The following is a 26600-nucleotide window of genomic DNA, read 5'->3' on the forward strand; positions in this document are numbered from 1 at the left end:
CTAAAAAAGATAAGCTAAAAGTAATGGCTTTCAGCTTATCTAATATCAAAATCTAAACGCAGCAATAAAATAATTTATGTGCTTTAAAAGGCATTTTATTAAGGATGGCTATTGGCATCAATCGGCGAAGTATTGGCATTAAACTCTGCTAAGTTACTAAAGCCATCATTGTCACTGTCAATCAGGGCATCATCGGGGTTTTCATCACTGAGTCCGTTTTTGGCTTCGAACCAATAAGGCAGAGAGTCATTATCTAAGTCCAATGGTGAACCAAAACTTAAGGTTACTGGAATCGTAAAGCTACGGGTGCTAGGATCGGAAAAGCTCGCATGATAAATCGACATTTTAGCCGTCACAGTGCCGGGTTTGATAATGGCATTGGTGGGTAAGTTATATTGCTTATTGGCTGAGCATTTATAAGAAGCGAATTTTTGATTGTATTGATTGTATAAGTCTAAATCGCAATTCATACCATTGATGCTGCCACTGATGTTGGGGAGCACTACTACACTGATTAAATCTTCATATTGGCTGCCTGGTGTGACGGTAAAGGATTGATTGACTCTTTGTTGTAGGGCAACGGTGCCACTAAATGTTCCCATTTTATATTGATAATATTGTGGTGCTGCTGTCCCTAGGCTCATACGGTAATGTTTGTTTGGATCTGTTGTGACACTCAAGTTAGGACGCACACGCACATCCACAATTTGTCCTGTAGTGACGCTTTGATTATTGTTTGTGCCTGCACCTGTGAGTAAAGGCTGCCAGATACCATTAGTATCGAGTGACTCGAAAATCCATTGATTGGGGTTTTCGGTATCATTTAATGCTAAATCGATATTGCCATTCGTGGTGGCTTGATAAACAAAGTAATCAATATCATTGCCACTTTCATGATTTGCTTTAATAAAATTCCTAGATTCTGCTAAATAAGTGCGCGTGGCATAGGTATCATTGACTTCATAGCTGTCAATATTGGTCGCCACTTCTGCGCCAAAATTAATTGTCGCGTTGGTGGCACTGACTGCTTGCATATACCAGTAGTACTCACCGGGCTCTGTGATGACTTTAACCACTTCGTCAGCATTCGCGGCATTGCTAGACGTTCCTAAGTTATAAATGGTGCCATCGATATCTTGATAAACGGATAGGGTAAAATCTGTTTGTGCGTCTTGCCCCACTAGAATAGCGGTGGTTTTTGCCTGTTCAGGTATTGTAAAATGATAACAATAGGTCCCACCTGTTTGGGTGCCATTGAGCGTATAAAGTACCCCAGTATTTAATGTTGTACATAAAGGGGTGTAAGCGAGTGGACTGACGGTATTAGCTCGCTGAAGGTTTTTTGTTTTAAAAATGGATGTTGAAATTTTTTCTGCAGCGAGTAATGCCTGAGGTGTTGAGGTCAAGTTGACTTGGGCATTAACAGGAAAAGCGGTTGTTGAATGATTGATGTTTTGTTTTGTTGACTGGCTATCAAGTAAGGGATGAGCTGAGCTGTTAAATGAGGCGAGTAAAGTAATCAATAATAAAGATTTTTTATAATAGAGCATGTCATTAATCTTCCATTTAATTATAGTCGTTATTACACCCGTTTAAGAACAATAAACGATATGATCTATTACCTGCTTAATGAATGTTATGAAGAAGATAAACTTCAGATCAATTTTCATCTTACTGGGTAAATATTAATCATGCTATTTTCTTATCTAATTATTGTGCGCTCGATTCCATTTTGCTCACTTTTGAGAGAGCGAAAAATCGTCATTTTAAAAGATGGTCAATAGTCACAGTGGTTAATAAAAATAATGACAGAGGATTAAAGTCTAGTGCGTATTTTTGATTTATGATAAAAAGAATTTATCTTGTTCTTACAGTATAAAATCATGAGTATTTATCAGCAGCTTACTGACAATTTTAAAAAAATATCACACTTTCAACATTTGCAAGCCATTTGTGGTTGGGATCAAGCCGCTAAAATGCCCAGCGGTGGCAATCAGGCACGTTCAGAGGCGATGGCGGAGCTGTCGGTTCATATCCATGCTTTATTAACAGCGCCTGAATTAGAAGAAGCTTTTGATAAAGCACAAGGTGAGTCTTTATCAGCCCATGAGCAAGCCAGTTTACGTGAAATGCAACGTCAATGGCAACATGCCAATGTGTTATCAAAAGAGCTTGTGCAAGCAAAATCAATGGCAGGGGCAAAATGTGAACATGCATGGCGTAGCCAACGGGGAGACAATGATTGGCAAGGTTTTGAGAAAAACTGGTCTGAAGTGGTCAAATTGTCTAAAGAAGAAGCGCAAATACGCGCAGAGGCCACAGGCTTATCAGCCTATGATGCCATGTTAGATATTTATGAGCCAGGGACGACTTCAGCCCAACTGGATAGGGTATTTGCTGATGTCAAAGATTGGTTGCCAAGATTGATTAATCAAGTGATTGAAAAGCAAAAGTCAGAGCACTTTATTCCCCCTTCAGGGACATTTGCAACTGAGCAGCAAAAAGCATTGGGTATTGAAGTGATGAAATTACTTCAGTTTGACTTTAATCATGGTCGTTTAGATGAAAGTGTGCATCCTTTTTGTGGTGGTGTACCTCAAGATGTGCGGATCACGACTCGCTATAATCAAGATGAATTTATGCAATCTTTGATGGGGATAGTGCATGAAACTGGGCATGCGCGTTACGAGCAAGGGCTGCCTCAAATGTATGCTGGCTTACCTGCCGGTAGTGCACGTTCCATGGGGATCCATGAATCACAATCTCTATTTTTTGAAATGCAAGTCGGTAGAAGTACCGCTTTTATAGAACACTTATCTCGTTTAGCGGGAAACACATTTGCTCAACATGACCAAGCCATTTTTGATAAAGACAATTTTCAAAAGCTGTATACCCGTGTCGAAAAAGGCTTTATTCGTGTCGATGCGGATGAACTCACGTATCCAGCCCATGTGATTTTACGCTATGAAATTGAACGTGATTTAATGAATGGCCATATAAAGCATACTGATGTGCCTGAATTATGGAATGAAAAAATGAAAGCTTATTTGGGATTATCAACGACAGGTAATTATAATCATGGCTGTATGCAAGATATTCATTGGACTGATGGTGCGTTTGGGTATTTTCCTTCTTATACCCTTGGTGCCATGTATGCCGCGCAATTTATGATGTCAATGAAACAAGAACTCGATGTTAATACTGTTATTAAAAGTGGTGATTTATCCCCTATTTTTAATTGGCTTGAGAAAAATATTTGGTCTCAGGGGAGTTTATTGACGACCAATGAGCTGGTGAAACATGCGACAGGAGATATATTGAATGCGGCTCATTTTAAACAGCATTTAAGTGATCGTTACTTATAATATTTTTTGAACAGTAATGGTCCAAAATAAGGTCAATAGGTTACTTAATCCTGATTTAGCCAGTAAAGCATCTTTACTGGCTTTTTGAATGTTTTTAGTGAGATTATAAATTGTAACCAAAAGTAAAAGATGTTGTTTCATTGAGGGATAAAGGTAAACTTAAAGGATATTAAAAGAGGGTGGTTTGGAAAGGGAATGAAAAAAATATTGTTTGTTATTGTGTTGGTACTGATGGGGCTTAGCTATCAGTTGATGAATAAAAAGGAGGTTGTACAAGCGAAAAGTCGACCTTTAGTCAATGTGGTTGTGGCAAAGGTTGGATTGGGACCGATTCGAGAAGAAGTTGAGGCGTTAGGGACGACTCAGGCCAATGAATCCATCATTGTGACATCGAAAGTCAGTGATGTGATCACAAAAGTGGATTTTAATGATGGTGACAAGGTTCAAAAAGGCCAATTATTGGTTCAACTACATGACCGAGGTCAAGCAGCTCAAGTGACGATTGCTAAAGTCCAGTTACACGATCATAAACGTGAATTTGACCGGATCCGTGAATTAGTGACGTCTCAAACTGTTGCAGGTTCTGAGCGGGATAGATTACAAACTGCCATTGATACAGCCAATGCCCAATTACTAGAAGCAGAAGCAGCATTAGCGGATAGACGGATTAAAGCTCCATTTTCTGGTGTGTTAGGCTTGCGCCAAGTCAGTGTAGGGGCATTAGTTTCTCCCGGTGATGAAATTACCACTTTAGATGATATTTCCATTATTAAATTAGACTTTTCTGTGCCCGAGCGCTTTTTACAAGCCATTAAAATTGGCCAGAAAGTGGAAGCTAAAGCCATGGCATATGGCGATGAGCCGTTTATCGGGGAAGTGACCTCAATTGATAGTCGCGTCAATCCTTCAACCCGCGCGGTGATAGTGAGAACAGACATTCCTAACAAAGATGGTCGATTATTACCTGGCATGTTAATGAAGGTCAAATTAATCAAAACGAGCCGTGATGCACTGATTTTACCAGAGTCTGCCATTATTCCTGTTCAAGACAGACATTATGTTTATGTGGTGGATAGCGAAGGCATAGTGAGTCGGCAATTAGTGGAGCTTGGGATCCGTAAGCGAGGCTGGGTTGAAATCGTTAGTGGGATTAAGCTTGATCAACAGGTGATAGTACGCGGCATTTTAAAAGTGCGCCCAGGTGATAAAGTGGTCGTTTCTTTCAGTGAGAATTTTAGCTTTTTAGAACAAGCTAAGGTTGAGCCCATCGCATGATACTCACAGATCTTTCGGTTAAGCGGCCGGTATTCGCTTCAGTTATCAGTATCTTATTAATTGTTTTTGGTTTGGTGGCGTTTGATAAATTGCCACTTCGAGAATACCCTGATATTGATCCGCCTATTGTCTCAATACAAACTAATTACCGAGGAGCCTCTGCCTCCGTTGTAGAAAGCCGTATCACGCAATTGATTGAAGATAGGATCAGTGGTGTCGAGGGTATACGTAATATTAATTCATCAAGCAGTGATGGTCGTTCCGATATTACCATTGAATTTGGCGTTGACAGAGATATCGAAGCGGCGGCGAATGATTTACGCGATCGAATTTCTGGCCTGCTCAATAATTTGCCTGAGGAGTCCGATCCACCTGAAGTCGAGAAGGCTGATGGGGGAGATGAAGTGATTATGTGGTTAAATTTGGTCTCAGATCAAATGAATACCATGCAGTTAACAGATTATGCAAGGCGGTATTTAGTCGATCGTTTCTCGGTACTTGATGGTGTAGCCAATATTCGTTTAGGTGGAGGTAAAGTGTATGCCATGCGAATTTGGATTGACAGACAAGCATTGGCGGCTCGTAATTTAACGGTAGACGATATTGAGTCTGCACTGCGAGAAGAGAATGTGGAATTGCCTGCTGGCAGTATTGAATCTAAAGATAGGCATTTTACGGTAAGATTGGAGCGCAGTTTTAACAATGCTGATGATTTTGCTAATTTGGTACTCAAAGAAGGTGAAGATGGCTATTTAGTTAAATTGGGTGATGTGGCTAAAGTGGAAGTGGGTTCTGAGGAAGAACGGATCATGTTTCGCGGTAATCGCGAGTCTATGATTGGTCTTGGGATCTCAAAACAATCGACGGCCAATACCTTGTCTGTCGCTCGTGCTGCCAATGCATTAGTGGATCAAATTAATCCAACGTTACCTGCTGGCATGTCAATCAAACGTTCTTATGATAGTTCAGTATTTATTGAAGCGTCAGTGAAAGAAGTGTATCAAACCCTGTTTATTGCCATGTTCTTGGTCATTATTGTCATTTATTTGTTTTTAGGCAGTGTTAGGGCCATGCTGATCCCCGCCTTGACAGTACCTGTGTCATTAATGGCGACTTTTATTGTGTTGTATAGTTTAGGTTTTACAATCAACTTATTGACATTACTTGCCATGATTTTGGCAATTGGTATGGTGGTTGATGATGCGATTGTCATGCTAGAAAATGTTCATAGGCGAATAGAGGAAGGGGACTCACCACTAAAAGCAGCCTTTTTAGGGGGCCGAGAAGTGGGCTTTGCCATTGTGGCGACAACGCTTGTACTCGTGTCGGTTTTTATGCCAATCACCTTTTTAGAAGGGGATTTAGGCAAACTGTTTAAAGAATTTGCAGTGGCAATGAGTGCGGCGGTCATTTTTTCAAGCATAGTGGCGTTAAGCTTAAGCCCAATGATGTGCTCAAAGTTATTAAAACCAACCCGTGAATCATCTTGGCTGGTACAAAAAATCGATGCGGGAATGGATACCGTGTCTAGTCAATATCGAAAAAGCTTAGCTTATGCGATGAAACACCCGTACTTTGTAACTTCCATTGTGCTGATTGCATTAGTGTGTAGTGGCTATTTAATGACAAAAATTCCACAGGAGTTTGCTCCAAGAGAAGATAGGGGGTCCTTGTTTCTCATTGTGAATGGTCCTGAAGGGGCGAGTTTCGAATACATTGAATCTTACATGGATGAAATTGAAAATAGGCTGATGCCTTTAGTGAAAGGTGGAGAAATCAAGCGTTTGCTGATCCGAGCGCCTCGCTCTTTTGGTACCAGCGCCAATTTCTCTAATGGGATGGCCATTATCGTGCTAGAAGATTGGAGTCAGCGTCGAAGTGTGGGGGAAATCATCAATGATATTCGCGGTCGATTAGCTGATTTAGCTGGAGTGAGGGCTTTTCCTGTCACCAGACAAGCTTTTGGTCGAGGAGTGGGGAAACCAGTGCAATTTGTACTCGGCGGCACCAGTTATGAGGAGCTTGCTCATTGGCGTGATATTATGCTTGAAAAAGCCAAAGATTATCCGAGTTTAGTAGGACTTGATGATGATTATAAAGAGACTAAGCCTCAACTTAGAGTCATTATTGATAAGGACAGAGCAGCATCGTTAGGCGTATCAATATCCCATATTGGGCAGACGCTTGAGTCGATGCTAGGCTCGCGTTTAGTGACGACTTTTATGCGGGATGGACGTGAATATGATGTGATTATTGAAGGTGAGCGTGATACGCAAAATACGGCCAATGATCTTGAGAATATTTATGTCCGTTCAGATAGAACGCAAGCGTTGATCCCTTTGTCTAATTTGGTCTCTGTTGAAGAGTTTGCCGATGCGAGTACGCTAAATCGTTATAATCGAATGCGTGCTATTACATTAGAGGCGAATCTTGCGGAGGGCTTCAGTTTAGGTCAAGCGTTGGATGATTTAAATGACATTGCCTATACCTATTTACCAGCAGAAGCGGTGATCAGTTACAAGGGGCAATCATTGGATTATAAAGAGTCTGGTGATTCGATGTATTTTGTGTTTATTCTGGCTTTAGGGGTGGTATTTTTAGTTTTAGCGGCGCAATTTGAAAGCTACGTGCATCCATTAGTGATTATGTTAACGGTGCCTTTGGCGACCTTAGGGGCCTTGATTGGTTTGTGGGTGACAGATCAAAGTTTAAATATCTATAGTCAAATTGGCATTATCATGTTGGTTGGCTTAGCGGCTAAAAATGGAATTTTAATTGTTGAGTTTATTAATCAGTTAAGAGATAAGGGATTAACCTTTACTGATGCCATTATTCAAGCATCGAGTCAGCGATTAAGGCCTATTTTAATGACTGGGATCACCACTGCAATTGGCGCGCTCCCCTTGGTTATGGCTGTCGGCGCTGGCGCGGAAACGCGTTTTGTGATAGGTGTTGTCGTATTATCGGGGATCACCTTAGCGACGTTTTTTACGTTATTTGTTATACCTGTGGCTTATTCTATTTTAGCAAAAGGCTCTGGTTCCCCTGAGCGAGTAGCGAAACAACTTGAGAAGGAATTAGCGCAATAACAGTTGCTATTGATAAAGAATGATTTAAAGGCGCTACGGCGCCTTTTTTATTTTATAAATCAATACTCTCGTGAGAGGCGAATTAACGGATGTATTGTTGGCACTATATTGTGAAAATAACCCTTGTGGTGGGCATAGTGATTTGAATAATTTCTCCTCTTTAATATTATTGCATAACTCAACTCAACTCAACTCAACTCAACTCAACTCAACTCAACTCAACTCAACTTAACTCAACTCAACTCAACTTAACTCAATTCAATTCAACCCAATTCAACCTAATTCACCCCAATTCAAGCCAACTCAAGTCAACCTAATTCAACTCAATTCAAGTCAACTCAATTTAACTTAGTCACCAATGAACAGGTGATATAGCGGGAGATTATTCATTTTAACGTTTAGTGAGCAAATATGAGTATCGATGTGAATGATATGGGGGTTAATAAAATCCATTGCCAATGTTTTTGATAGGCTCATTATTACATGAAAAGTGTAATATTTATTTTGTATAAACAGCGTTGTTTATTTTAAAAGCAGCACTCTCTTACTTTTGATTTTACATAAAACATTCACAATGTTAACATATTTTTATCATTTGTATTATCATTTACGCCTACAAAGGTATCATTTACGCTAATAGAGGAATTGATTGTAATAGCGCGTTAGTTTGTGAGCAGATCACGAATATTTAATCAATGTACTCATACTATTTTAGTTTAGTTCATGTATTGAAGCAGCGAAAATGATTGCAATTCGTATTTTTACTTTACTGAATACATAAGAGTAGTGTTGGCTTGAATAAATGTTAATATTGACGTAAGGGATGTTTATGAGTACAGAGAAGGACGAAGTTATTTTTCTAGGAAATAATGCTGTTACTAAAGAAAGGTGTTCATATTATCTTCATTGTTCAGGGTATAAAGTTAAATATCAATTGGAAATAGATACGAGAGCTGATTCTCGGTATATCATTATATTCGACTCCATTCATCCTGTAATGGATTTTGATTCAGTATTAGAATATTTAAAAGGTAAGGGCTCCGTACCTATATTGGCTCTTATTAACGATGAATTTATTCGGACTGATTTATATCATAAAGGTATTCAAGATTATCTTTTTCATCCGATGAACAACAAGGAGTTGGTTTATCGTATTGAGAATGGTATAGATTATTTTTATAAAAATAAGAATGAAGGCTGTAATCTATCAATTGAGATGAATAAGATGGCTGGTTATCTTCATGATATTGATTTTGAAAGTGCTGAGAAAAAATTAGTTAAAAGAACATGCCAATATCTTATTGACAATATCGATAAGAAATTTTGTTTAGACGGTGTAGCAAGGGCAATGGGTACGAATAGAAGCAAGCTTTCTGCATCATTTAGGCTCATATTAAATAAAAGTGTGTTTGAATGGCTGAGAAAAGAAAGAATGTTACTAGCAAAATATTATTTGGTGAGTACTCGAATGTCGATTCAGCAGGTTTCACTTGAGGTCGGTTATACGAATGCGGCTAATTTCTCTACATTATATAAAAAATCTTTTAATTTATCACCCAGGGAACAAAGAACGATATTGATGATAAATGAATAAAATCATTCGTATTCAAATGTTTTTTTTATCTTACATATTATATTAACTTATATTGTTATTTTATTAAAATTTATCTGTCGAATAAAGAATACAGAACATTATGGGACTGTGATGGCGGAGCTTGCATAATGATGAATTATGGGGAATGAATAGTGAAACAATGGTATGCTATTTATACAGTTGCAAATGCAGAAAAAAAATTGTACAACAGAGTGATAGCATCAGGCATTGAAGCTTATTTACCATTAGAGAGAATGATGCGTCAATGGAGCGATAGAAAAAAAGAAATTACCAAACCCATATTTAAATCTTATTTATTTGTTTATCAAAATACAGATGAGTACCATAAAGTGAAAAGCTTTCCAGGTTTTCTGCAATATGTCAGTTTCGGAAATAAAGTATCGACCATTACTGAGTCTGAAATGACATTGATGAAAGTTATTGTTGAAAATTTTAATCAAAAAGAAATTACTGGGAAGCTTATTAAGGGGGATAAAGTAAAGATCCTATCCGGTCCACTCGAAGGTTATATGGGCGTATTAACAAAAGTTCAAGGTAAAAGTAAAGTTGCTCTACACATTCATCAGTTAAAGCACAGTTTTATTTTAGACATATCAATGAATGATGTCATTAAACTTTAATGAAATTAAGAGGAAAAAATAATGAGTTTATTGAACTTGAAATATCAATCCTTATTAAAAGATTTATTAATTAAGCATGAAGGTTTAGTGTGTGAAATATATCAGTGTTCAGTGGGGAAAAACACGATAGGTGTTGGACGAAATCTCGATGCACAAGGCTTATCAATCAAAGAAGTGGAAGCGTTGATAACCAATAATGATCATAGAGTGGATATATTGCATAAAGATCATATGAAGATGGATGAAATGTGGACACTTGCTGAAATAGCCAGTGATAGTGAGCATGTTAAGGCATTATGTCAAGGCGGGATCACATTCGAGGAAGCCTTATATTTACTGGATAATGATATTGAGTTAGTGGAGTCTCAGTTATTAAAAAATATAAACTTTATTAATAAGTTAGATGATATTCGTAAAGTTGTTTTGTGTGATATGGCTTTTAATCTAGGGATGGCAGGACTGCTTAAATTTAAACGTATGCTAAGAGCCGTGGAATTAGGCAATTATCAAATGGCTGCAGATGAAATGTTAGCGTCAAAGTGGGCTAGACAAGTGGGGCAACGGGCAATTGATTTAGCGGATATGATGAGATCAGGCTCGAATGGAGCAGAACATACTAGGAGCTAAGCATGACAGCACTCGATAAAATGGTGGATGCTATTGCATTGATTAATACCATGAATGTGAGTATCGCCCCTGCGCTGTCCATGGGAAGTTTGTATATGAATATGTCTAATGCTATGGGGATGGCGGCAATGAATCATGTCTTTGCACAACAACAAACCCATATTAGCCAACAAGCGGCTTTAGTTGTTGGAATAAAAAAAATGTATGCTTTTAGTTAAGTTAACTTGATTGATGAATGCAATATTTTAAGGGGATATCATGAGTAATGAAGAAGAAAAAAATAATGCTCCTTCAGCAGAGCAATTATATCAACAATCTATGTCTTTAATTGATGAAGCAATAAAGTCTTGCGGAATAGAAGGGTTTGAAGGTGCTACTCTCGCTATTCCTCAAGTTATTCAAGGAAACGATATCAATACACACCCTATACCACAAGTTTCAGATCAAACATTTTTTAATCAAGCTAATCGTTTATTTGGTGCGCAAGAAAATTTATTCAATGAACCAGAAGAGCTTAATAAAGAAATGACTTCTGATAACAATGAGTATTCTCAAGATGGTTCGGAAAGTAATGATCCTGGGTTAAATTCAATTAATGATATGTTCAATTCTATTTAATTAAATGATATTTAAAATAGGTTATGGCACACAAGAAATATTTATTACCAGTAGAGCAATTAATGATAGAGTATGGAACTAATTTATATTTCACTGAAAGTGATAATATGAAATTATTATATAGGGATTTACCTTGTACATTTTATTCTATCATTAATGTGTTGAACAGATCTATTATTGACTCTCAATTTAATAATGTGGTGTTTAATTTATTGGCAAAAGGGAATGTTACTGATATATTAAATGTCATTCCTAATGATAATGTTCATTGGCAAAGAGTGTTCGTTAATTGTATGGGAAATAATATCAATAACCTCGTATCAGAATTGGTGTGTTTTTCAATGGATAAATGTTTTTATATATTATATGTGACATTTTTTAATGATGATTTTGTTCGTGTAAATCATGATCTAAAACTTAGAGATGATGGTTGTGATAGACATAGTATCTATTTTTCATTGTTGAAAAATTTAATATCGAATGTGGTGATCCATGCTATTGAAAATAAATATACCAGTGTTATTGCTGATGTTTATAATCCGAATATAAAGAAAATGTTTCATCAGATAGGATTTAACGAGGTGAATAAAGCGGTAAATGATTATATTATGCCGTCATTTAGAATGAAATTAACTGACTTTTATTTAGTGAAACGTGAAAAGTAGTCATCAAAAAAATTATTTATGTTTATGATGTCAATCATTTTTAACATCAACCATAATACTTCAAATGTGTAAAGTTTAATAAGTTTAATAAGTTTAATAAGTTTAATAAGTTTAATAAGTTTAATAAGTTTAATAAGTTTAATAAGTTTATTCATTTTCTATTTTTCTATTCATTGGCAAATTGAATAGGAAGTGTGAACAAGCCAATGGCTAATAAGACTGTTAACACTTGATTTAATCATAGTCACAATTGAGTGTCTTTCAGAGTAAAACAAACGATAAATTAATCTTAATAGGAGAACGAGTATGGCAGAGGCAAAACAACCAGAAGCAGTGAATGGCGCCATCATTGACGCTGTTTCAGCCACGAATACTAAAGTGCTTGCAGAAGCGCCAGCAATGGCTATGGGCAGTTTATACCAAACCATAGGCAATTCAGTGGCGATGGCGGCAGCAAATGCGGTTTATGCGCAGCAACAAGCCCATGTGACTTGCCAAGCCGCAACAACGTTAGGCATAACAAAAATGTTTGAACAAAATAAGTAAACCACATTATTGGTAATGTATATTTCATGATTTTCGGAGAGGTATTATGGCACAACCTGAAACGGTGAACGGTGCAGTGATTGACTCTGTCAGTATTGCTAATACCAAAGTGCTTGCAGAAGCACCGGCTATGGCAATGGGGAGTTTGTATCAAACCATTGGCAATTCAGTGGCGATGGCGGCAGCAAATGCGGTTTATGCGCAGCAACAAGCAAATGTGACTTATCAAGCGGCAACAACATTGGGGATCACTAAGCTGTATTCAGCGAATAAGTAAACGATAACGTCCCCATTGATTATTACAGGTGCAGAAAAGCATATTGATGTAGAGGTTATCTGCACCTTCATATTAGAAATAAATAAGGTTAATTAATATGAGTCAAGATGAAAACCAGTATATCGCATCTTCAAAAGCGATTAATGATGAAGTTCAAGAACAAAGTGCAGCGACATTAAGAACATTATCATTGGGGGGCTTAGTGAATGCGTTATCACTGAGTATGTTAAACAATACCTCCAATCAATATGCATCGCAAAACTTAGGCAATTCAGCCATGGTGGCAGCGTGTGAAAAAATCTTAGGCAGTTGAATGATAATTTGCATGTAAGGAGTGAAATTAATGAGTGATTCAGAAAATAATACTCAAGGCGTATCGAGTTGTGTGAGTGGGTTGTTTAAGCCATTAAAAGAAGATACTTCAAATGGCAATACCTGGGCATTTTGTTTCAATAAAATTCAGAATCAAATTAGCTTAAATGTCACGATTAATACGCCGACTATGTTGGTTGATATGAATAATCAGCATCTTGAAGCGCCGTTGGCTCTTGAGGATCTTAACCAGTTGTTAGTATGGCTCTTTCAAGTAAAAACCAGTATGCAGGCGGCGAAAAAGAGTGGATCAGGAAAAGGTACTAACGCCGTCAATGTGACTCCTCCATCAACTTAATGAGAACTGGCCTAAATACGGGTGACATTTCTATTTTCATGATGATCAGTAGAGCCTGAATTGACATCACAAGGAGCGACAATGAACATGAAAAAGCCGGCTGAAAAAACAGATTTTGATATTGGTATTAATCCTCATGAAGCAGCGGGAGCGGCATTGGCACAAACGGTGGCAAATACAGCTCAAGATCAAACGGATCTTATTCGTAACCAAAACATTATTAAAACCACGGTGATGGCAAGCGCTTACGCTAAATGGTTGGCGAACCCTATGATGCAAGATGAGTACAGTGCCATTATTCAGGAGGCAAAGGTGAGCGATCCTAAAACGCCTTTTGATACCGCTACAAAAGTGATGAACGTTTATCAACAATCCTATACCAATAAATTTAAAGATTAAGGCAGTCGAGCTGCATTGGAACATTGTGAGTATGATAACGCTATGTTCCCCCTTTCATTGGTGGAGAGAAGATGCACAAAACCTTGTGTCAATAAAAGGTTGAAACACATTAGGGGGATCCAATTTGGATAACCCATCCAGGATAGGTAGATGAAATATGACGTGCTCGACAACAGTTTTACCCGGCATTATTGGGAATGCAGTTTCTATTCATGCATTGGCGGCACAAATTGATAAAATTGCAGTGACAGATCATCCTGTTTTATTAAAAGGGGAAACGGGAACGGGAAAAGAATTATTTGCGAATGCAATTCATCAATTGAGTGGCCGCACTGGAGAGGTTATTGCTGTGAACTGCAGTGCGATACCGGAACATTTATTTGAATCACTTTTGTTTGGCCATGAAAAAGGGGCGTTCACTGGCGCCGATAAAAGTCATGATGGTTTCTTTGCGCAAGCACATCAAGGAACGTTATTTTTTGATGAAATAGCTGAGTTGCCTCTGATACACCAGCCTAAATTATTGCGAGTACTGGAAACCAAATCTTTTAGTCGAATAGGCAGCGCTGAAAAACGCCAATTTACTGGGAGGATTATTTCCGCTTCCCATGAAAATATGGAATTGAGAGTTAAAGATAAAATGTTCCGTGAAGATTTATATTATCGATTGAATTTGTTTGAGTTGTCTATTCCTTCTCTGGCTCAGCGCCGTGAAGATATACCATTATTAGTGGAACATTTTGCGGGGCAAACTAAAAAGATGATTTTTAGTCAATGTGCGATGGAATTACTGAAATATGCATTATGGCCAGGCAATATTAGACAGCTTAAAAATACTATTGATAAATTGGTTATTCTAGCCGATGACGATTATTTATCGGCTCAGTGTATTCAAGATTTACTTGCCTGCGAAACGGATCCTCATATATTAAAGCAACTGGCAAAAGAAATTATTGAATTACCGAGAGAGAATAAAATAAAAGCGATTTACGATGCGCTAGTGCAAGAGGCGATGGATCAAAGCCAGGGCAATAAAACGAAAGCGGCTTCATTGTTAGGTGTGCATCGAAAAGTGGTTGAGCGTCGTTTGCATCAAATTAATGGCACATTTTAGTGTAAGGGAGCTACATGACAAAACAAAGTAGTGAGAAAAAGCGGGGAGTGAATACTCAGGCACAAACGTCATTTCCTCATGAGCAAGTATTGTCAATAACGGAAGAAATATTAAATAACGAAGTCATTGATAGTATGCCTCTTGATGATATCTCTAATGTCCACGTCAATGAGTCGTTCCAAAATGATCCGTTCGAAGATGCTGTCCAATTGAATGCACAAGCAATGGGAATGGATGCCAGTGAGCATATCGTTAAATTAAAGCAACAAGAAAAAGAAAAATTGAATCTGCTATTCACAGAGCTTAAAGCGCAAGCGGCAAGTCTGTCGACGGTAATGGTCACTTCAGCCCCCAAAGTGGAGAAAAATACGTTGTCATCTTTAGATGGCTTACGTTTAAAAGGGCCACTATTACCGCCGTTGGCGGGTATGCAGAAAATTAAAGCGGTGCATCAAATGGGGTTAGCGGATTTATTGGAGAACATTGGCGACACGATACCTTTCATCGATAATACAGAGGAGTAAGTATGACACGGCGAGTGAATTACGAATTTGAAGCCACCAAAAACAGTCATGGGGAATTTATTTGCGATCTTGTGTCTGAAATTGAGGCCGAGCCTTATTTTGATGAAGATTTTCATGAGGATCACTCTTTTCGTTTTCAGCAAGGAAGCCATTATCAAGCCTTTGATGCCGCGCAAGCTGATCGTGTGTTTAAGCAGAGCTACCGGCGAAACTTTGTAGAAGGTCAGCACGATTATATTGACAACATGCGTAAGCAATTTGATGAGATGAGGCAAGCCATGCTTGAACAAATGGAGTCGTTTACTTTCGTTAAAAATATGAGTAAGTAATACTATGACAGTTGATTTGGATAAAATGTTGACAACAACGGATGATTTCCAAACGGATCAACTGAAAAAATTTACTGAATTTATGGAGACGAGTAAAGGAGTGGTTGCCAGTTTGGGAAGTGTTGAGAAAAAAACAGCACAAGGGGTGAGTCAAATACAGGCAGCATTGTCCACTTTTTTACACGCTAAAAAAGGAACGGATAGTTTACCGATTTTAGCCTTACAGTACGACAAAGCTTACATTGAGGTAATGGCAAAAGTGGTACTTGAGTTTGATGGATATCAAGATCCTACCTCATTTTGTGATTACATTGATGTGCGGTCAAAGCAAATTACCCTGGCCATGAAAAAAGGCAAAGTGAGCCATGAGTGATGGAGAAGAAAAAGAAAATGCAACGGAGTTAATCCAGGCAAATATTAATCAGTCCATTGCGTCGGCTGTCGAAAGTGCCACTGATTTGTTGCGTAATATTAGCACTATAGAAACAACTGTGATTGGTGTTGCGTCAGCCAAATGGCTGGCAGAGCCTGCAAATGTTGCCTATAAAGAAATCATTGAAAATGCCACGCAAAATATAGCTTTTGCAGTGGAGAATCTAGCCAATGTGGGCACAGCAGGTGCCAGTGTGTTGTCAGAATTGAAGCCTAAATAAACAATAATAATGTGTGAATAAAATATTTTATTTATTTATAAAAACGAATAAAAAATAATATTGTTTATATTTTAATTATCTCATTGGCAATGTTTATTGAGTCTATTTTAATATTTGTTGGCATATGAGTGGCGGCTTTATTTATATTTTAATAGCGACTTTATTTGCGTTTGTAAAATAAAGATGAGTTTTATTTTTAATTATTCGCTTATTGATTAAATCGAATTGTGATAATCCATCTCCCTATTATAAATATTGGGGGTATGGTCCAGCAATAAACTGAATAAGATGTTTGTTCAGTGTTATCTAACGTTTTCTCAATATTTTATCTTGAGGTGGAATATTAAAATGAGGAAGCTATCTATCAGTGTAATTTAACCCCCTAAAAGGAGAAATGTATGGCAGAGGCAAAGCAACCAACCACAGTAAACGGTGCAATTATTGATGCTGTATCCGCTACAAATACTAAGGTATTGGCTGAAGCACCCGCTATGGCCATGGGCAGTTTGTATCAAACCATTGGTAATTCAGTCGCTATGGCGGCTGCAAATGCGGTTTATGCTCAGCAACAAGCCAATGTAACTTGCCAAGCGGCATGCACTTTAGGTGTGACAAAAATGTTTTCTCAAAATGGATAATCAATTGATAAACCGCCGTTAAATCTTATCGATTGATTATGTTAACTCGTCATAACAAAGGAGACCAATTATGGCAGAAGCAAAGCAACCGACTGTAGTGAATGGGGCAGTCATTGATTCAGTATCAGCAACGAACACCAAAGTATTAGCCGAAGCACCTGCGATGGCAATGGGGAGTTTGTATCAAACTATTGGTAATTCAGTGGCTATGGCAGCGGCGAATGCCGTTTATGCCCAGCAACAAGCCAATGTGACTTGCCAAGCGGCAAATACGCTAGGGATCACTAAGTTGTTTTCAGACAACAAGTGATCTTAATGGGGAGTAACATCCACATTATTTAACTTTTATGAATATTATTACTTAAAATGGAGAAAAAACATGGCAGAAGCAACTCAACCGACTGTCGTCAACGGTGCAGTGATTGATGCAGTATCAGCAACCAATACTAAAGTGTTGGCTGAAGCGCCAGCAATGGCAATGGGCAGTTTATATCAAACGATTGGTAATTCTGTTGCTATGGCGGCTGCGAATGCAGTATATGCGCAACAACAAGCTAATGTCACTTGCCAGGCGGCAAATACGTTAGGGATCACTAAGTTATTTTCGCAAAATAAATAATGGCTGAGTGTAGGTAATGCTTATCCTCACTAGGTTTGGTGAGGATATTTTTAATTAAGGCAGGGTCAATCAATATTAAGTTGAGAAGTCAGCATAAGAGAAAATGAATAAGGGAGAAATATATGAGTGAAACGGGCAGTGAAAAAGCAAATCAAAGTGCAGATAAACCTGAGGGGAAGACTCAAGAAGCTCATGATACTGTATTACAAAAAAGTGGTGCTTTTAGTGGTGTGAGCGGCCATTTTAAATCTGGTTGTGAGGATAATGTCCGTGGAGATCAATGGGCATTTAATTTCAATAAAGCGAAAAATGAAGTGGATCTTACCGTGACCTTAAATAGCCCATCAATGCTTATGGAAATGGGTCACCAATATTTGGATACAACATTAAGCCTTGATGATGTCAATCAGCTTATTAGGTGGTTATTTCAAGTTAAAACGACGGTTAAACAAGCCATGAATAAGGCCAGCATCAAACATGAAACCACTAAGGGCGGTGATCAAACGGAAGCGCCGGCACTCAGTGCACCAGCTAAAAGCTAAGTGCTCTGGCTAAAATCTAAGTGCTAAAAATAAAAATGCAGTGCATCGATTCAAGGCTAATTCACTCGCATTAACGTGTTGTGACTCTGTAAGAAAGTGGTAAGGGCTCTTACCTAACCAATTAAAACTCAGTGCATTAATCATTAATGACTGAGGTGAATATAGGAAACCATCATGCTTTATCATCAACAAGCATTGTTTACTGCTTGGCATTGGCCCAACCAATCATGGGTTAAAGCAAGGCAGGGCACTTGGCCAACACATGCTTTAGTGCGTGATCGCTATTTTGGTAATCTTCCCGTTGAATTAAAAGCGGCTATGGAGGCCATTACTGGGGAAAACCTACAGCGCGTACGTGTGCATTATAACTCACCCAAACCCGCAACAGTTCAAGCCCATGCCTATGCTCAAGGACTTGATATTTACCTTGCGCCAGGACAAGAACACCATTTACCCCATGAATTAGGTCATGTTGTACAGCAACTGAAAGGTATGGTTAAACCCACACGAACACTCAATGGCTTTGATATTAATGATGATGAACGTCTTGAACAACATGCGACCTTATTAGGTGAGCAAGCATTAAAAAGAGCGGTGATCGGATAAAGTAATTTTTATCTATGTGATTTAAAAATTACTTTTATGTTTTTTAGTGCATCAGTGACTGTTTTTCACTTAATTGACTTTAGAGTAGGTGAGTTTTCATGAATATAACATTTATTATAATCGTACTGTTTTGTTTGTTTACTATGGGGTGCATGTCTTCATATGAATCGCTCTATGGCACTGTGATTCCATTTGAGGGTGGAAAGTATCAATCCATTGTCCTTGCGAATGATAAAAAGGCGGTATTACGACAAGCAGCACATGACGTCAGTGTGTTTTGTAAGCAACAAGATGACAAGTATGAGGTTGTTTTATCGCAAAAAACGACCTATCGTGCACCTGATAAAGTGGACATTGGTAACCAATTCATTAATGCAATTGGGGATATCATGATTGAAAATGAAAATAGAAAGCATGGTGATGCATTTGAGACCACGACTTTTTTTCAGTGCAAAAAACAAAGTTATCATCATAGAAAATTAACATTGTAAGCTAATAATACTCACTTTTCTCTGATGTTTTCTCGATTCCAAAAAGAAATGATCTTCTTACCTTTATTTAATTCAATGTGTTTTTTTCAATGAATAATTTTTTATGAATTGCGCTTTATGACTCCTGTAACGATCTGTTCATTGTTCATGCATTCATTCCTAGTTTTAGTTAATCAGTACTAAATCTAGGTTGCTTATGTAATGAAAGAAGCCAGACCAAGTGGGATATTGGAAATATTTCAAACGCAAGATTCAGCCTTGTTGTAAAAAATAGTCTGCTAACAATTGCTAAAGACCAATTTAAGAAGGATTATAATATGTATGCACAAAAGAAAAAACCAGTACCAATACAAAAAAAGACACCAAGTTTATTACACCACACATTAAATACACCACTTGTTTGTTATGCATCAGACACTCATTTATTAGGAGTCATACAGAGAGTGCGAGCTCGAGGGCTTTATCAAACGAAAGAAGTAACCAGACTGAGGCAAACAGCATCACCTCATAATGAAATCATTGCGGTACCGCAAGGGGCTCTAGTTGATATTGTGGATGATAGGGTGAATAATTTTGCTGTCAAATTAATCCCAAGAGATCATCGTTGGGGGTTATACAGAGGGCAAGCTGGATGGATAGCAACGACTCGATTACAAAATGATCCCGTTGCAAATGGGACAGCGCCTTTAGATAATGCCACAATTAATGGTTATTGGACCACGTATCGTAATAATAATGCGCCTGCGCTATTTAGCCTAGCGAATTTGCAATATGTTTCAGTCAGTAATGGTGTTGTTGGCAGTATTTATTTTGAAGATGCTGCGACAGGCAATAATGGCCGTATACGCCTTAATCATCCCTACGGACCTGCTGTTGAGTCTCATGTTAATCCTGTGGAAGTGTATACTCATAATAATGCCAATACGGCTAAACCTAGCAGTAGCAAACGAGGAGAAGGCATGGTTGCAACAAGGCTATTTATGATAAATAATGGTTGGCATAATCCACCACGAGTAGGTGAGTATGTGTATGAGCTTTGGGCAAATGGCCCAAATGTGGCAGCCAGTCACCCTTCTCGAGGGCAGTACACTGCGCCTGTTAATTTTACTCAAAATATGATTAATGTGCTTTATCATGCGGTGCAAACGGAGCAAATTGGTAATAGCATCATGAGTAAATTGCGTAATCATGCCAATATGGCCGCTCAAATTAATGCATAAGCGAAACGGTATTGTTAATCTGTGGTTTTTACTAGTTTATTGAGTTTAAAGTTTTTAACAGCGGGGGCTACACTAAGTTGCTAGGTTTACTTCTTATGGGCAAAGACTTATAAATCATCAATTGCTAGGCACTCAATAGCGAAAATAAAGGGGGACGTGATGTGAGTCATTCAATTGGTTTCAATAGATAAATTACTTGGGTATCTCACATTACTTGTTTTTAACTTTGTAGTTAGCGGTGAACAAGCTCAAGCAGTATCAGAGAAGTAAGGGATCCCTGTATGGCATTTTGAGTAAATACAATATATTGATTATTTGATATAGATAATCAATATATTAAATAGTACAGGCTATTTTCATAGGAATAAAGCTTATCTCTTTTCATTATAAATAACTTCCTGTATTGTCGGTTATACAATAATATTGATGAAAATAATCTAGCTTATGATGAATAAACGTCTTGATGATTAGTTTATGGGGTGCTGCTTACTTATTTTGATATTCACTTTTTAAATATGCTATTAATAAATCAAGGTGGGTATTTATTTTTCTTATCTATTTCAGTATTGCTGCCCCCCATAACTTATTTAAATTAAGAATTTTTTATTATGAATATACGTAACCATATTGAACTATTAACAGAGAAACGCACCTATTTCCTTAGTGTTGGATTATCGATTATTTTAATTACTTTAAGCATATTAAACATAGTCTTTATTATTGCGGGTTGGCAATTAAACCAATTATGGACCTTATTTGGCGCATTATCCATGATACTCCTGCTGATTAATGCACCTAAGAATATATTAACTTTGCTAGTGTTAATGATTTTGTCGACGCTGGTGGTGGATGAAGAGTCTTTATTAGAAGTGGCGGCCAGTATTCAAGGAGAGCCGTTAACTAATATTCGAGATAGCCGCCAATTTGAAGCACCGACGATGGCATCAGTAAATCAAGTGGAAGTTAAATTAACAGATAAATTAAACACATTATTGAAAAGCAGGAAGGATTCAGAAGAAGTGATTCACAGCTTGGAGTCTTACCGTACAGAATTACAAGTTAAAACCGATTTATCGGGGCTTGATGAGGTGGATAAAGCTGTCATTCAATCGTTTTCCAGTCATGGAAAATTAACCGAGAAGGCATTTTTTTCGGTAATGAAAAATCAAGGCTACACCGATGAAAGAGCGATTACCTCTTATAAAAAACTGGCTACAGCTGATTACATTGCTAGCTCGCCAGATGATTTTAAACAAGCGCAGTTAACCAAACAAGGCATGGCACTCGTTAGGGCATTAAACGCCGAAAAGGGCAGTCATCACCAGCAAAAATAAGGAGCCATTCATTGAAAACTGGAATTATTCAAACTTCGACGGATGAACAACAAGTTGAAACACTATTAAATAGAAAAGTACCAACTTATCGGCAAGCATACAGTGATAGAACCGCTTGGTTAATGGCATGTCTATCGGAACTAGCATATGTGCGTTTTAATCCTTTGATCGGAGATGATGCCGCTAAAATACAGTTAGTAGCTCAAGTGGGTGAGTTAATGGGCGAGCAGTCACAGTCATCTTTACTGCAGATGATCCAAAGCTTAGGTTATGATCATTTAGCGGAGAGAAAACTGCTAATAAGTGAGTTAGAACGGTTACGAATGAAGCTTGTTGAAACATTTGATGAAGGTGGAACCCAAGCCATTTTAGTGAGTTGTCCACAATTTTTAATACTCTCATTTCGGGGGACTGAGTCTGATAGTTTAGAGGATATTAAAACCGATGCGAAAGCTGTAACGACCCAATGTTCGTCGGGAGGTCGGGTGCATGTAGGCTTTAATCAGGCTTATGAAAAGGTGGAACAGTCGTTAACGCTTGCATTGAATAAGATTGGCCAAAAACAAAAACCATTATTGATCACCGGTCACAGTTTAGGCGGCGCTCTGGCGACGATTGCAGCTAAAAGACTTATTCATGAAGGAGGTATTGCTGCTTGTTATACTTTCGGCTCTCCGCGTGTGGGTGATGAAACTTGGGTAATGTCAATTAAAACACCAATTTATCGACTCGTGAACGCAGCTGACTGTGTCACTATGATGCCCCCTGGGGCGGATACAATTACAACATTGAGTTGGTTATTACGCTTTATGCCTAAATTTGGGGAATCATTACGATTGACGTTACAAAAGAAATTTGGGGGGTATTATCACGGAGGGGATATGCGTTACATGACACATTGTGATAATGGTGATTATCAAGGTGTTCAGTTGCTTGTGTCTGTGAGCTTTTTTAGACGTATTAAAGGGTTTATTATTAAAAATGTTAGCTGGAAAAAGCCATTAGCAGATCATTCTATTCGGATTTATCGTAAGAAATTGATGATAATTGCCCATAAACGGGCGAGTGTCGATCAGAAATAATTTATTGATAGCCAAATCCTATAAACGAGCCAATCTATGAATAATCAATATAAAACATGTATCGAATTAGTTCCTCCACTAAAAGAGTCGATTTCATTTAATCAGGACAGCTTAAGACGCCAGCTTATTCATCATGAAGGCTTGATGTGTGGTCTTTATTTACCGCGAAATAATCAATTTTTTATTGGTGTTGGGCGTAATTTATCTCGTGATGGCGTCAGTGAAAAAGAGGCCAGTTATTTAATCAGTCGAGATGTCAGAAGAGCTAACTCCCTACTTGATGTAGAAGGAAAGCTATCATCCCCCAAGTGTCAATTAGTGGAGGGTGATTTAGCGCTATCTTTAGCCGCACTAATATCAGATCATCATATTGGGGTGCATTTGTTTGACAATGGGATCACCCAACAAGAAGCGCATTATTTACTTGATAATGACATAAAGCGGATTGATTTTGAATTAAGTATGGCTTGGTCACCTTTTTCAAGCTTGCCTTTTCATCATCAAGCGGTATTGATCAATATGGCTTTTGATATTGGGGTGAATAAAGTATTACGGACTCGAGACTTATTAGCAGCGTTAGCAGAAGGAGCAGCTCATTTTGCAGCAATAGAACTAGAGGTTTCAGATTGGGCTAAAACGGATCGTAATAGGGCAAAAGAGCTCATTGCTCAATTAAGGTTGCCAGGCTAAGTGTATGAGAATTGATTTTATTTTTTTTGTTATTTTGATTTGGTTATTATTAATTATGATCGAAGTGAAGAATGTCACTCAAGATATTTCTTGGTTAATACATATCTTTCCGAATTAATGGATATATGTCTGCGAGATAAAAATGACCTATTGTTTTATTTTTATGGATGCTTTTCTCCAGTGCATAATATCAATATAAATGTTTATTTTAAACTCAACTTTTTATCAGAATAAAATACGTCATTCATGGTTAGTTATGGGCGGTATTTTGTTTCTTATGGATGAAAAATACCCTTAGTACTATTTGGCATTGTCATTGCTCTGTTAAAAGTGGTTTTTGGTTAATTAATATTGGCGTCTTATGCTGAACAATAATGTCCTTGAGTTGGATCAGGTGAATGACAATTTGTCTTTAAATAAATTGAATATTCAAGATTTAGAAAAAGAAATGGCGTGGTGTGAGGAAATTATAGACACGCGTTTGAAAATATATTTTAAACAAGAAGTGAATTATTCATCGGTGTTTGACATAACCAAACCCGATCTGCAGTGTTCGCTATCAAACTTTGCTCAATGGGTAATGAAACATGGCCTTGATTTTGAAGCAAGGTTAATACTTATATTGGCTCTAGTTCCTGTATTAAAACCTAAAATATTGGACGTATTAACCTGCCAAAATGAACTGACTTTGCGACCGTTTACTGAATTTGCTTGTGTTGAAGACAACGGAACTTGGTATGCCACAGGGGAAACTGTCAGTTTTTTATTAGGTGGGGATAGTTTACGTTACCGTATTCAAGTGCAATCAATATTACAGGCAAAGGGTACCCGTGGACTGCTAGGGATATTAAGTCTGACTGCCACAGAAATTGATCCTTTATTAATGAAGTCGCCTATCAGAGTGCAGCCTAGCTATATACAGTCATTAATAACTTCACAAGTTTATCGTCCAGAATTATTGACTGGTTTTTGTGCCACTAAGATGGAAAGCGCATTGAGTTGGCAAGATTTAGTGTTACCCAGCAGTGTCGTGGAGCCTTTGAAAGATATTCAGTTTTGGGCTCAACAAGGAAAAACCTTATTGGATGACTGGGGATTGATGAATAAACTAAGGCCTGGGTTTAGAGCGTTGTTTTATGGACCACCAGGAACAGGCAAGACGATGACGGCTTGTGTCTTAGGAAAATCAATATCCTATCCCGTTTATCGAATAGATCTTTCTAAAATTATTTCCAAATACATAGGTGAAACTGAAAAGAATTTAGAACATATTTTTACTCTCGCAGAAAATAAAAATTGGATTTTGTTTTTTGATGAAGCGGATGCGTTATTTGGAAAGCGCACACAGGCTTCAGGGGCCAATGATCAATTTGCTAATCAAAATGTGGCTTATTTATTACAACGAATTGAATGCTTTTCTGGGTTAAGTCTATTAGCCACCAATTTTAAAGATAATTTAGATGACGCTTTTTTTAGGCGTTTCGAGTCGGTGATTTACTTTCCTCTGCCAAGTGTGGATGAACGTTTATGTTTATGGCGTCAAGGTTTTTCAAGTCAATCAACACTGGAATCGACTATCAAATTAGAGCTGATTGCCAGTGAATATCCCCTTTCTGGTGCTGAGATCATGAATGCTATCCGTTACGCCTCTTTACAAGCATTGAGAAGAGGGAGCAGTGAAATTATGCATGCCGATCTTTTAGAAGGGGTTCGTCGACAAACAATACGTGGAGACAGCATTAATGATTTTGCAGGAAAGCCCCGCCTCGATCTGTTTGGTTAAAGGCTGTGATCTTCACTTTTTTATGTTGTTTAACAGGTTTTGATTGCGAACATCTATTTATTAAAGAGCACCAGCCCCTAATAAAATACTTTCAACACATATTTCATTGATGACTAAGGAAGAAAATATATGCAACAGCAACAAACAAGCTTATCTACAGTGACGCCAGTTGAGTCAGCAGTCCAGTCGAATATTGCTGGCTTAGAGGGAGCCGGAATAGAAGTGCCTCACTCTACCTTGCCGTTAACTGAAAAAACATTGCTAGCCGTTGATAGACTAGAAGGTGAGCATAAACAAGAAGGAGGTGAAGTAAATTTGCCTATTCAAGCACAAGGAGTGAGTGATGCTACAGTACAAAGAACGCCAGCTTTAACAAGCCATACAGAGCCTAAATTTATTTATGCTTCGGGCCGATTAAAGCCTCATTTTACCAATTTGGGATTAGAAAAAGAAAGTGAAGCAGCAACTAAATTATTAAATTTAAAACCGAATGACTTTTATACATTGTTTACTTATAAAGATGAGAATGATAACCAGCCATATCGCTATCTTGCCGAGCAAGTTAGCTGGATTTTAAGCATAGATAATCAAGATGCTTATGTGTTATTACCTAATAGTCATGATGAGTTGAATGCGTTTATTAATACCCTTGAAGTGACTGAAAAGCACAATGTGGCTGATGAAGTGTTATCGGTTGCAATAGGTGAGTTAGGACCCGTTGCACCGGATGCATTAAGTAATGGTCAACCTTTGCACATGGTAAGGTGTTATCATTTGTATCATTTTACGACAGCAGAATTAATGTCAGAACTCAGTGTACATAACACCACGACAACGGCTATACGAGATGTGTTAACGGCCTTAGTACCCAAACCTAATGTGGGTGAGTCAGACAGTGAGCGCGCAAAGAACTTTTTGGCTTATCGTTATGCCACTATTTATGCGAAAACCGCTGGATTAGAACCGAAAAAAGACAATAATGCTACCGATGATAAAGACAGTGATCAGTTTTTAGAGAATTTAGAAACAAAGCCGTCGAATACCTCTCCTGGTAGAAGGATTATCGATGTTATTTTGACTTACCAACGTAATGTGAGTGGGCGAAAAAGTACTTATTACACCAGTGTTGATGTCACTGACCTCTATCCTTTCCTTCATTCTAATTTAATGGATTATGTGCCTTCTAACTAAGGGAGCAACGATTCAATC

The 26600-nt window shown here is 37.9% G+C and carries 32 protein-coding genes; 31 read left to right on the forward strand and 1 reads right to left on the reverse strand.

Annotated elements, in window-relative coordinates:
• Nucleotides 1–98 precede the first annotated feature (98 nt).
• On the reverse strand, nucleotides 99–1550 hold the full coding sequence (locus Q0976_RS14930; RefSeq protein WP_299494659.1) for a hypothetical protein: 1452 nt from the start codon (nucleotides 1548–1550) through the stop codon (nucleotides 99–101).
• A gap of 333 nt (nucleotides 1551–1883) precedes the next feature.
• On the opposite strand from Q0976_RS14930, the gene Q0976_RS14935 reads away from it, so the two are divergent.
• The 31 genes from Q0976_RS14935 to Q0976_RS15085 all read left to right on the forward strand — a co-directional run bounded on the left by Q0976_RS14935 (nucleotide 1884) and on the right by Q0976_RS15085 (nucleotide 26582).
• Nucleotides 1884–3365: a carboxypeptidase M32 gene (locus Q0976_RS14935; RefSeq protein WP_299494715.1), complete on the forward strand. Its 1482-nt coding sequence runs from the start codon at nucleotides 1884–1886 to the stop codon at nucleotides 3363–3365.
• A gap of 195 nt (nucleotides 3366–3560) precedes the next feature.
• Entirely contained in the window at nucleotides 3561–4640 is a 1080-nt protein-coding gene (locus tag Q0976_RS14940; protein WP_299494660.1) for an efflux RND transporter periplasmic adaptor subunit, read from the forward strand.
• On the forward strand, nucleotides 4637–7729 hold the full coding sequence (locus Q0976_RS14945; RefSeq protein WP_299494661.1) for an efflux RND transporter permease subunit: 3093 nt from the start codon (nucleotides 4637–4639) through the stop codon (nucleotides 7727–7729). The genes Q0976_RS14940 and Q0976_RS14945 overlap by 4 nt, the downstream gene beginning before the upstream one ends.
• An 829-nt stretch (nucleotides 7730–8558) precedes the next feature.
• Nucleotides 8559–9323, forward strand: a complete 765-nt coding sequence (locus Q0976_RS14950) for an AraC family transcriptional regulator (protein ID WP_299494662.1) — start codon at nucleotides 8559–8561, stop codon at nucleotides 9321–9323.
• Between the two features lie 152 nt (nucleotides 9324–9475).
• Entirely contained in the window at nucleotides 9476–9964 is a 489-nt protein-coding gene (locus tag Q0976_RS14955; protein ID WP_299494663.1) for a UpxY family transcription antiterminator, read from the forward strand.
• Nucleotides 9965–9985: 21 nt separating this feature from the next.
• Nucleotides 9986–10591 carry a glycoside hydrolase family protein gene (locus Q0976_RS14960; protein ID WP_299494664.1) on the forward strand — a complete coding sequence of 202 codons (606 nt, stop codon included), beginning with the start codon at nucleotides 9986–9988 and terminating at the stop codon, nucleotides 10589–10591.
• Between the two features lie 2 nt (nucleotides 10592–10593).
• Complete coding sequence (locus Q0976_RS14965; RefSeq protein WP_299494665.1) at nucleotides 10594–10809, forward strand: RebB family R body protein; 216 nt, start codon at nucleotides 10594–10596, stop codon at nucleotides 10807–10809.
• Between the two features lie 40 nt (nucleotides 10810–10849).
• Complete coding sequence (locus tag Q0976_RS14970) at nucleotides 10850–11209, forward strand: hypothetical protein (RefSeq protein ID WP_299494666.1); 360 nt, start codon at nucleotides 10850–10852, stop codon at nucleotides 11207–11209.
• A 107-nt stretch (nucleotides 11210–11316) separates the two neighbouring features.
• On the forward strand, nucleotides 11317–11874 hold the full coding sequence (locus Q0976_RS14975; RefSeq protein ID WP_299494667.1) for a hypothetical protein: 558 nt from the start codon (nucleotides 11317–11319) through the stop codon (nucleotides 11872–11874).
• Between the two features lie 306 nt (nucleotides 11875–12180).
• Nucleotides 12181–12420, forward strand: coding sequence for a RebB family R body protein (locus tag Q0976_RS14980; protein WP_299494668.1), 240 nt, complete (start codon nucleotides 12181–12183; stop codon nucleotides 12418–12420).
• A gap of 46 nt (nucleotides 12421–12466) precedes the next feature.
• On the forward strand, nucleotides 12467–12697 hold the full coding sequence (locus Q0976_RS14985; RefSeq protein WP_298769878.1) for a RebB family R body protein: 231 nt from the start codon (nucleotides 12467–12469) through the stop codon (nucleotides 12695–12697).
• A 97-nt stretch (nucleotides 12698–12794) separates the two neighbouring features.
• Nucleotides 12795–13010, forward strand: coding sequence for a hypothetical protein (locus tag Q0976_RS14990; protein ID WP_298769880.1), 216 nt, complete (start codon nucleotides 12795–12797; stop codon nucleotides 13008–13010).
• A 30-nt stretch (nucleotides 13011–13040) separates the two neighbouring features.
• A complete protein-coding gene (locus Q0976_RS14995) occupies nucleotides 13041–13367 on the forward strand; it encodes a hypothetical protein (RefSeq protein WP_299494669.1) in 327 nt (108 codons plus the stop codon).
• Between the two features lie 81 nt (nucleotides 13368–13448).
• Complete coding sequence (locus Q0976_RS15000; RefSeq protein WP_299494670.1) at nucleotides 13449–13766, forward strand: hypothetical protein; 318 nt, start codon at nucleotides 13449–13451, stop codon at nucleotides 13764–13766.
• Between the two features lie 157 nt (nucleotides 13767–13923).
• On the forward strand, nucleotides 13924–14880 hold the full coding sequence (locus Q0976_RS15005; RefSeq protein WP_299494671.1) for a sigma-54 dependent transcriptional regulator: 957 nt from the start codon (nucleotides 13924–13926) through the stop codon (nucleotides 14878–14880).
• A 14-nt stretch (nucleotides 14881–14894) separates the two neighbouring features.
• Nucleotides 14895–15404: a hypothetical protein gene (locus Q0976_RS15010; RefSeq protein ID WP_299494672.1), complete on the forward strand. Its 510-nt coding sequence runs from the start codon at nucleotides 14895–14897 to the stop codon at nucleotides 15402–15404.
• 2 nt (nucleotides 15405–15406) lie between these two features.
• Entirely contained in the window at nucleotides 15407–15733 is a 327-nt protein-coding gene (locus tag Q0976_RS15015) for a hypothetical protein (RefSeq protein ID WP_299494673.1), read from the forward strand.
• A gap of 4 nt (nucleotides 15734–15737) precedes the next feature.
• Nucleotides 15738–16106, forward strand: a complete 369-nt coding sequence (locus tag Q0976_RS15020; RefSeq protein ID WP_299494674.1) for a hypothetical protein — start codon at nucleotides 15738–15740, stop codon at nucleotides 16104–16106.
• Complete coding sequence (locus Q0976_RS15025; protein WP_299494675.1) at nucleotides 16099–16386, forward strand: hypothetical protein; 288 nt, start codon at nucleotides 16099–16101, stop codon at nucleotides 16384–16386. Before Q0976_RS15020 ends, Q0976_RS15025 begins: the two co-directional genes overlap by 8 nt.
• A 398-nt stretch (nucleotides 16387–16784) precedes the next feature.
• Complete coding sequence (locus Q0976_RS15030) at nucleotides 16785–17024, forward strand: RebB family R body protein (protein ID WP_298769896.1); 240 nt, start codon at nucleotides 16785–16787, stop codon at nucleotides 17022–17024.
• A 70-nt stretch (nucleotides 17025–17094) separates the two neighbouring features.
• Nucleotides 17095–17334 (forward strand): RebB family R body protein, encoded by a 240-nt coding sequence (locus tag Q0976_RS15035; protein ID WP_298769898.1) that lies wholly within the window; start codon nucleotides 17095–17097, stop codon nucleotides 17332–17334.
• A gap of 69 nt (nucleotides 17335–17403) precedes the next feature.
• On the forward strand, nucleotides 17404–17643 hold the full coding sequence (locus Q0976_RS15040) for a RebB family R body protein (protein WP_298769900.1): 240 nt from the start codon (nucleotides 17404–17406) through the stop codon (nucleotides 17641–17643).
• Nucleotides 17644–17765: 122 nt separating this feature from the next.
• Entirely contained in the window at nucleotides 17766–18185 is a 420-nt protein-coding gene (locus Q0976_RS15045) for a hypothetical protein (RefSeq protein ID WP_299494676.1), read from the forward strand.
• 174 nt (nucleotides 18186–18359) lie between these two features.
• Entirely contained in the window at nucleotides 18360–18791 is a 432-nt protein-coding gene (locus Q0976_RS15050; RefSeq protein WP_299494677.1) for a DUF4157 domain-containing protein, read from the forward strand.
• Nucleotides 18792–18889: 98 nt separating this feature from the next.
• Complete coding sequence (locus tag Q0976_RS15055; RefSeq protein ID WP_299494678.1) at nucleotides 18890–19282, forward strand: hypothetical protein; 393 nt, start codon at nucleotides 18890–18892, stop codon at nucleotides 19280–19282.
• 317 nt (nucleotides 19283–19599) lie between these two features.
• Entirely contained in the window at nucleotides 19600–20502 is a 903-nt protein-coding gene (locus tag Q0976_RS15060; RefSeq protein ID WP_299494679.1) for a hypothetical protein, read from the forward strand.
• 608 nt (nucleotides 20503–21110) lie between these two features.
• Nucleotides 21111–21836 (forward strand): hypothetical protein, encoded by a 726-nt coding sequence (locus Q0976_RS15065; RefSeq protein ID WP_299494680.1) that lies wholly within the window; start codon nucleotides 21111–21113, stop codon nucleotides 21834–21836.
• 11 nt (nucleotides 21837–21847) lie between these two features.
• Nucleotides 21848–22918 (forward strand): lipase family protein, encoded by a 1071-nt coding sequence (locus Q0976_RS15070; RefSeq protein ID WP_299494681.1) that lies wholly within the window; start codon nucleotides 21848–21850, stop codon nucleotides 22916–22918.
• Nucleotides 22919–22954: 36 nt separating this feature from the next.
• Nucleotides 22955–23608: a hypothetical protein gene (locus tag Q0976_RS15075; RefSeq protein ID WP_299494682.1), complete on the forward strand. Its 654-nt coding sequence runs from the start codon at nucleotides 22955–22957 to the stop codon at nucleotides 23606–23608.
• 361 nt (nucleotides 23609–23969) lie between these two features.
• Nucleotides 23970–25391 carry an ATP-binding protein gene (locus Q0976_RS15080; RefSeq protein WP_299494683.1) on the forward strand — a complete coding sequence of 474 codons (1422 nt, stop codon included), beginning with the start codon at nucleotides 23970–23972 and terminating at the stop codon, nucleotides 25389–25391.
• A 129-nt stretch (nucleotides 25392–25520) separates the two neighbouring features.
• Entirely contained in the window at nucleotides 25521–26582 is a 1062-nt protein-coding gene (locus Q0976_RS15085) for a hypothetical protein (RefSeq protein WP_299494684.1), read from the forward strand.
• Nucleotides 26583–26600: the final 18 nt, after the last annotated feature.

The organism is uncultured Shewanella sp. (assembly GCF_947501665.1).
In the GTDB taxonomy this organism is placed as follows: domain Bacteria; phylum Pseudomonadota; class Gammaproteobacteria; order Enterobacterales; family Shewanellaceae; genus Shewanella.

Excerpts from the sequence above, each read along its gene's own strand:
- Q0976_RS14945 (WP_299494661.1), top strand. The coding sequence starts at position 4,637 with ATGATACTCACAGATCTTTCGGTTAAGCGGCCGGTATTCGCTTCAGTT.
- Q0976_RS14965 (WP_299494665.1), top strand. The coding sequence starts at position 10,594 with ATGACAGCACTCGATAAAATGGTGGATGCTATTGCATTGATTAATACC.
- Q0976_RS15065 (WP_299494680.1), top strand. The coding sequence starts at position 21,111 with ATGAATATACGTAACCATATTGAACTATTAACAGAGAAACGCACCTAT.
- Q0976_RS15055 (WP_299494678.1), top strand. The coding sequence starts at position 18,890 with ATGAATATAACATTTATTATAATCGTACTGTTTTGTTTGTTTACTATG.
- Q0976_RS15035 (WP_298769898.1), top strand. The coding sequence starts at position 17,095 with ATGGCAGAAGCAAAGCAACCGACTGTAGTGAATGGGGCAGTCATTGAT.
- Q0976_RS14940 (WP_299494660.1), top strand. The coding sequence starts at position 3,561 with ATGAAAAAAATATTGTTTGTTATTGTGTTGGTACTGATGGGGCTTAGC.
- Q0976_RS15045 (WP_299494676.1), top strand. The coding sequence starts at position 17,766 with ATGAGTGAAACGGGCAGTGAAAAAGCAAATCAAAGTGCAGATAAACCT.
- Q0976_RS14970 (WP_299494666.1), top strand. The coding sequence starts at position 10,850 with ATGAGTAATGAAGAAGAAAAAAATAATGCTCCTTCAGCAGAGCAATTA.
- Q0976_RS15025 (WP_299494675.1), top strand. The coding sequence starts at position 16,099 with ATGAGTGATGGAGAAGAAAAAGAAAATGCAACGGAGTTAATCCAGGCA.
- Q0976_RS14935 (WP_299494715.1), top strand. The coding sequence starts at position 1,884 with ATGAGTATTTATCAGCAGCTTACTGACAATTTTAAAAAAATATCACAC.
- Q0976_RS14985 (WP_298769878.1), top strand. The coding sequence starts at position 12,467 with ATGGCACAACCTGAAACGGTGAACGGTGCAGTGATTGACTCTGTCAGT.
- Q0976_RS15080 (WP_299494683.1), top strand. The coding sequence starts at position 23,970 with ATGCTGAACAATAATGTCCTTGAGTTGGATCAGGTGAATGACAATTTG.
- Q0976_RS15015 (WP_299494673.1), top strand. The coding sequence starts at position 15,407 with ATGACACGGCGAGTGAATTACGAATTTGAAGCCACCAAAAACAGTCAT.
- Q0976_RS15010 (WP_299494672.1), top strand. The coding sequence starts at position 14,895 with ATGACAAAACAAAGTAGTGAGAAAAAGCGGGGAGTGAATACTCAGGCA.
- Q0976_RS15040 (WP_298769900.1), top strand. The coding sequence starts at position 17,404 with ATGGCAGAAGCAACTCAACCGACTGTCGTCAACGGTGCAGTGATTGAT.
- Q0976_RS15085 (WP_299494684.1), top strand. The coding sequence starts at position 25,521 with ATGCAACAGCAACAAACAAGCTTATCTACAGTGACGCCAGTTGAGTCA.
- Q0976_RS14950 (WP_299494662.1), top strand. The coding sequence starts at position 8,559 with ATGAGTACAGAGAAGGACGAAGTTATTTTTCTAGGAAATAATGCTGTT.
- Q0976_RS15030 (WP_298769896.1), top strand. The coding sequence starts at position 16,785 with ATGGCAGAGGCAAAGCAACCAACCACAGTAAACGGTGCAATTATTGAT.
- Q0976_RS14980 (WP_299494668.1), top strand. The coding sequence starts at position 12,181 with ATGGCAGAGGCAAAACAACCAGAAGCAGTGAATGGCGCCATCATTGAC.
- Q0976_RS15060 (WP_299494679.1), top strand. The coding sequence starts at position 19,600 with ATGTATGCACAAAAGAAAAAACCAGTACCAATACAAAAAAAGACACCA.
- Q0976_RS14975 (WP_299494667.1), top strand. The coding sequence starts at position 11,317 with ATGAAATTATTATATAGGGATTTACCTTGTACATTTTATTCTATCATT.
- Q0976_RS14995 (WP_299494669.1), top strand. The coding sequence starts at position 13,041 with ATGAGTGATTCAGAAAATAATACTCAAGGCGTATCGAGTTGTGTGAGT.
- Q0976_RS15005 (WP_299494671.1), top strand. The coding sequence starts at position 13,924 with ATGACGTGCTCGACAACAGTTTTACCCGGCATTATTGGGAATGCAGTT.
- Q0976_RS15000 (WP_299494670.1), top strand. The coding sequence starts at position 13,449 with ATGAACATGAAAAAGCCGGCTGAAAAAACAGATTTTGATATTGGTATT.
- Q0976_RS14990 (WP_298769880.1), top strand. The coding sequence starts at position 12,795 with ATGAGTCAAGATGAAAACCAGTATATCGCATCTTCAAAAGCGATTAAT.
- Q0976_RS15020 (WP_299494674.1), top strand. The coding sequence starts at position 15,738 with ATGACAGTTGATTTGGATAAAATGTTGACAACAACGGATGATTTCCAA.
- Q0976_RS15050 (WP_299494677.1), top strand. The coding sequence starts at position 18,360 with ATGCTTTATCATCAACAAGCATTGTTTACTGCTTGGCATTGGCCCAAC.
- Q0976_RS14960 (WP_299494664.1), top strand. The coding sequence starts at position 9,986 with ATGAGTTTATTGAACTTGAAATATCAATCCTTATTAAAAGATTTATTA.
- Q0976_RS14930 (WP_299494659.1), bottom strand. The coding sequence starts at position 1,550 with ATGCTCTATTATAAAAAATCTTTATTATTGATTACTTTACTCGCCTCA.
- Q0976_RS15075 (WP_299494682.1), top strand. The coding sequence starts at position 22,955 with ATGAATAATCAATATAAAACATGTATCGAATTAGTTCCTCCACTAAAA.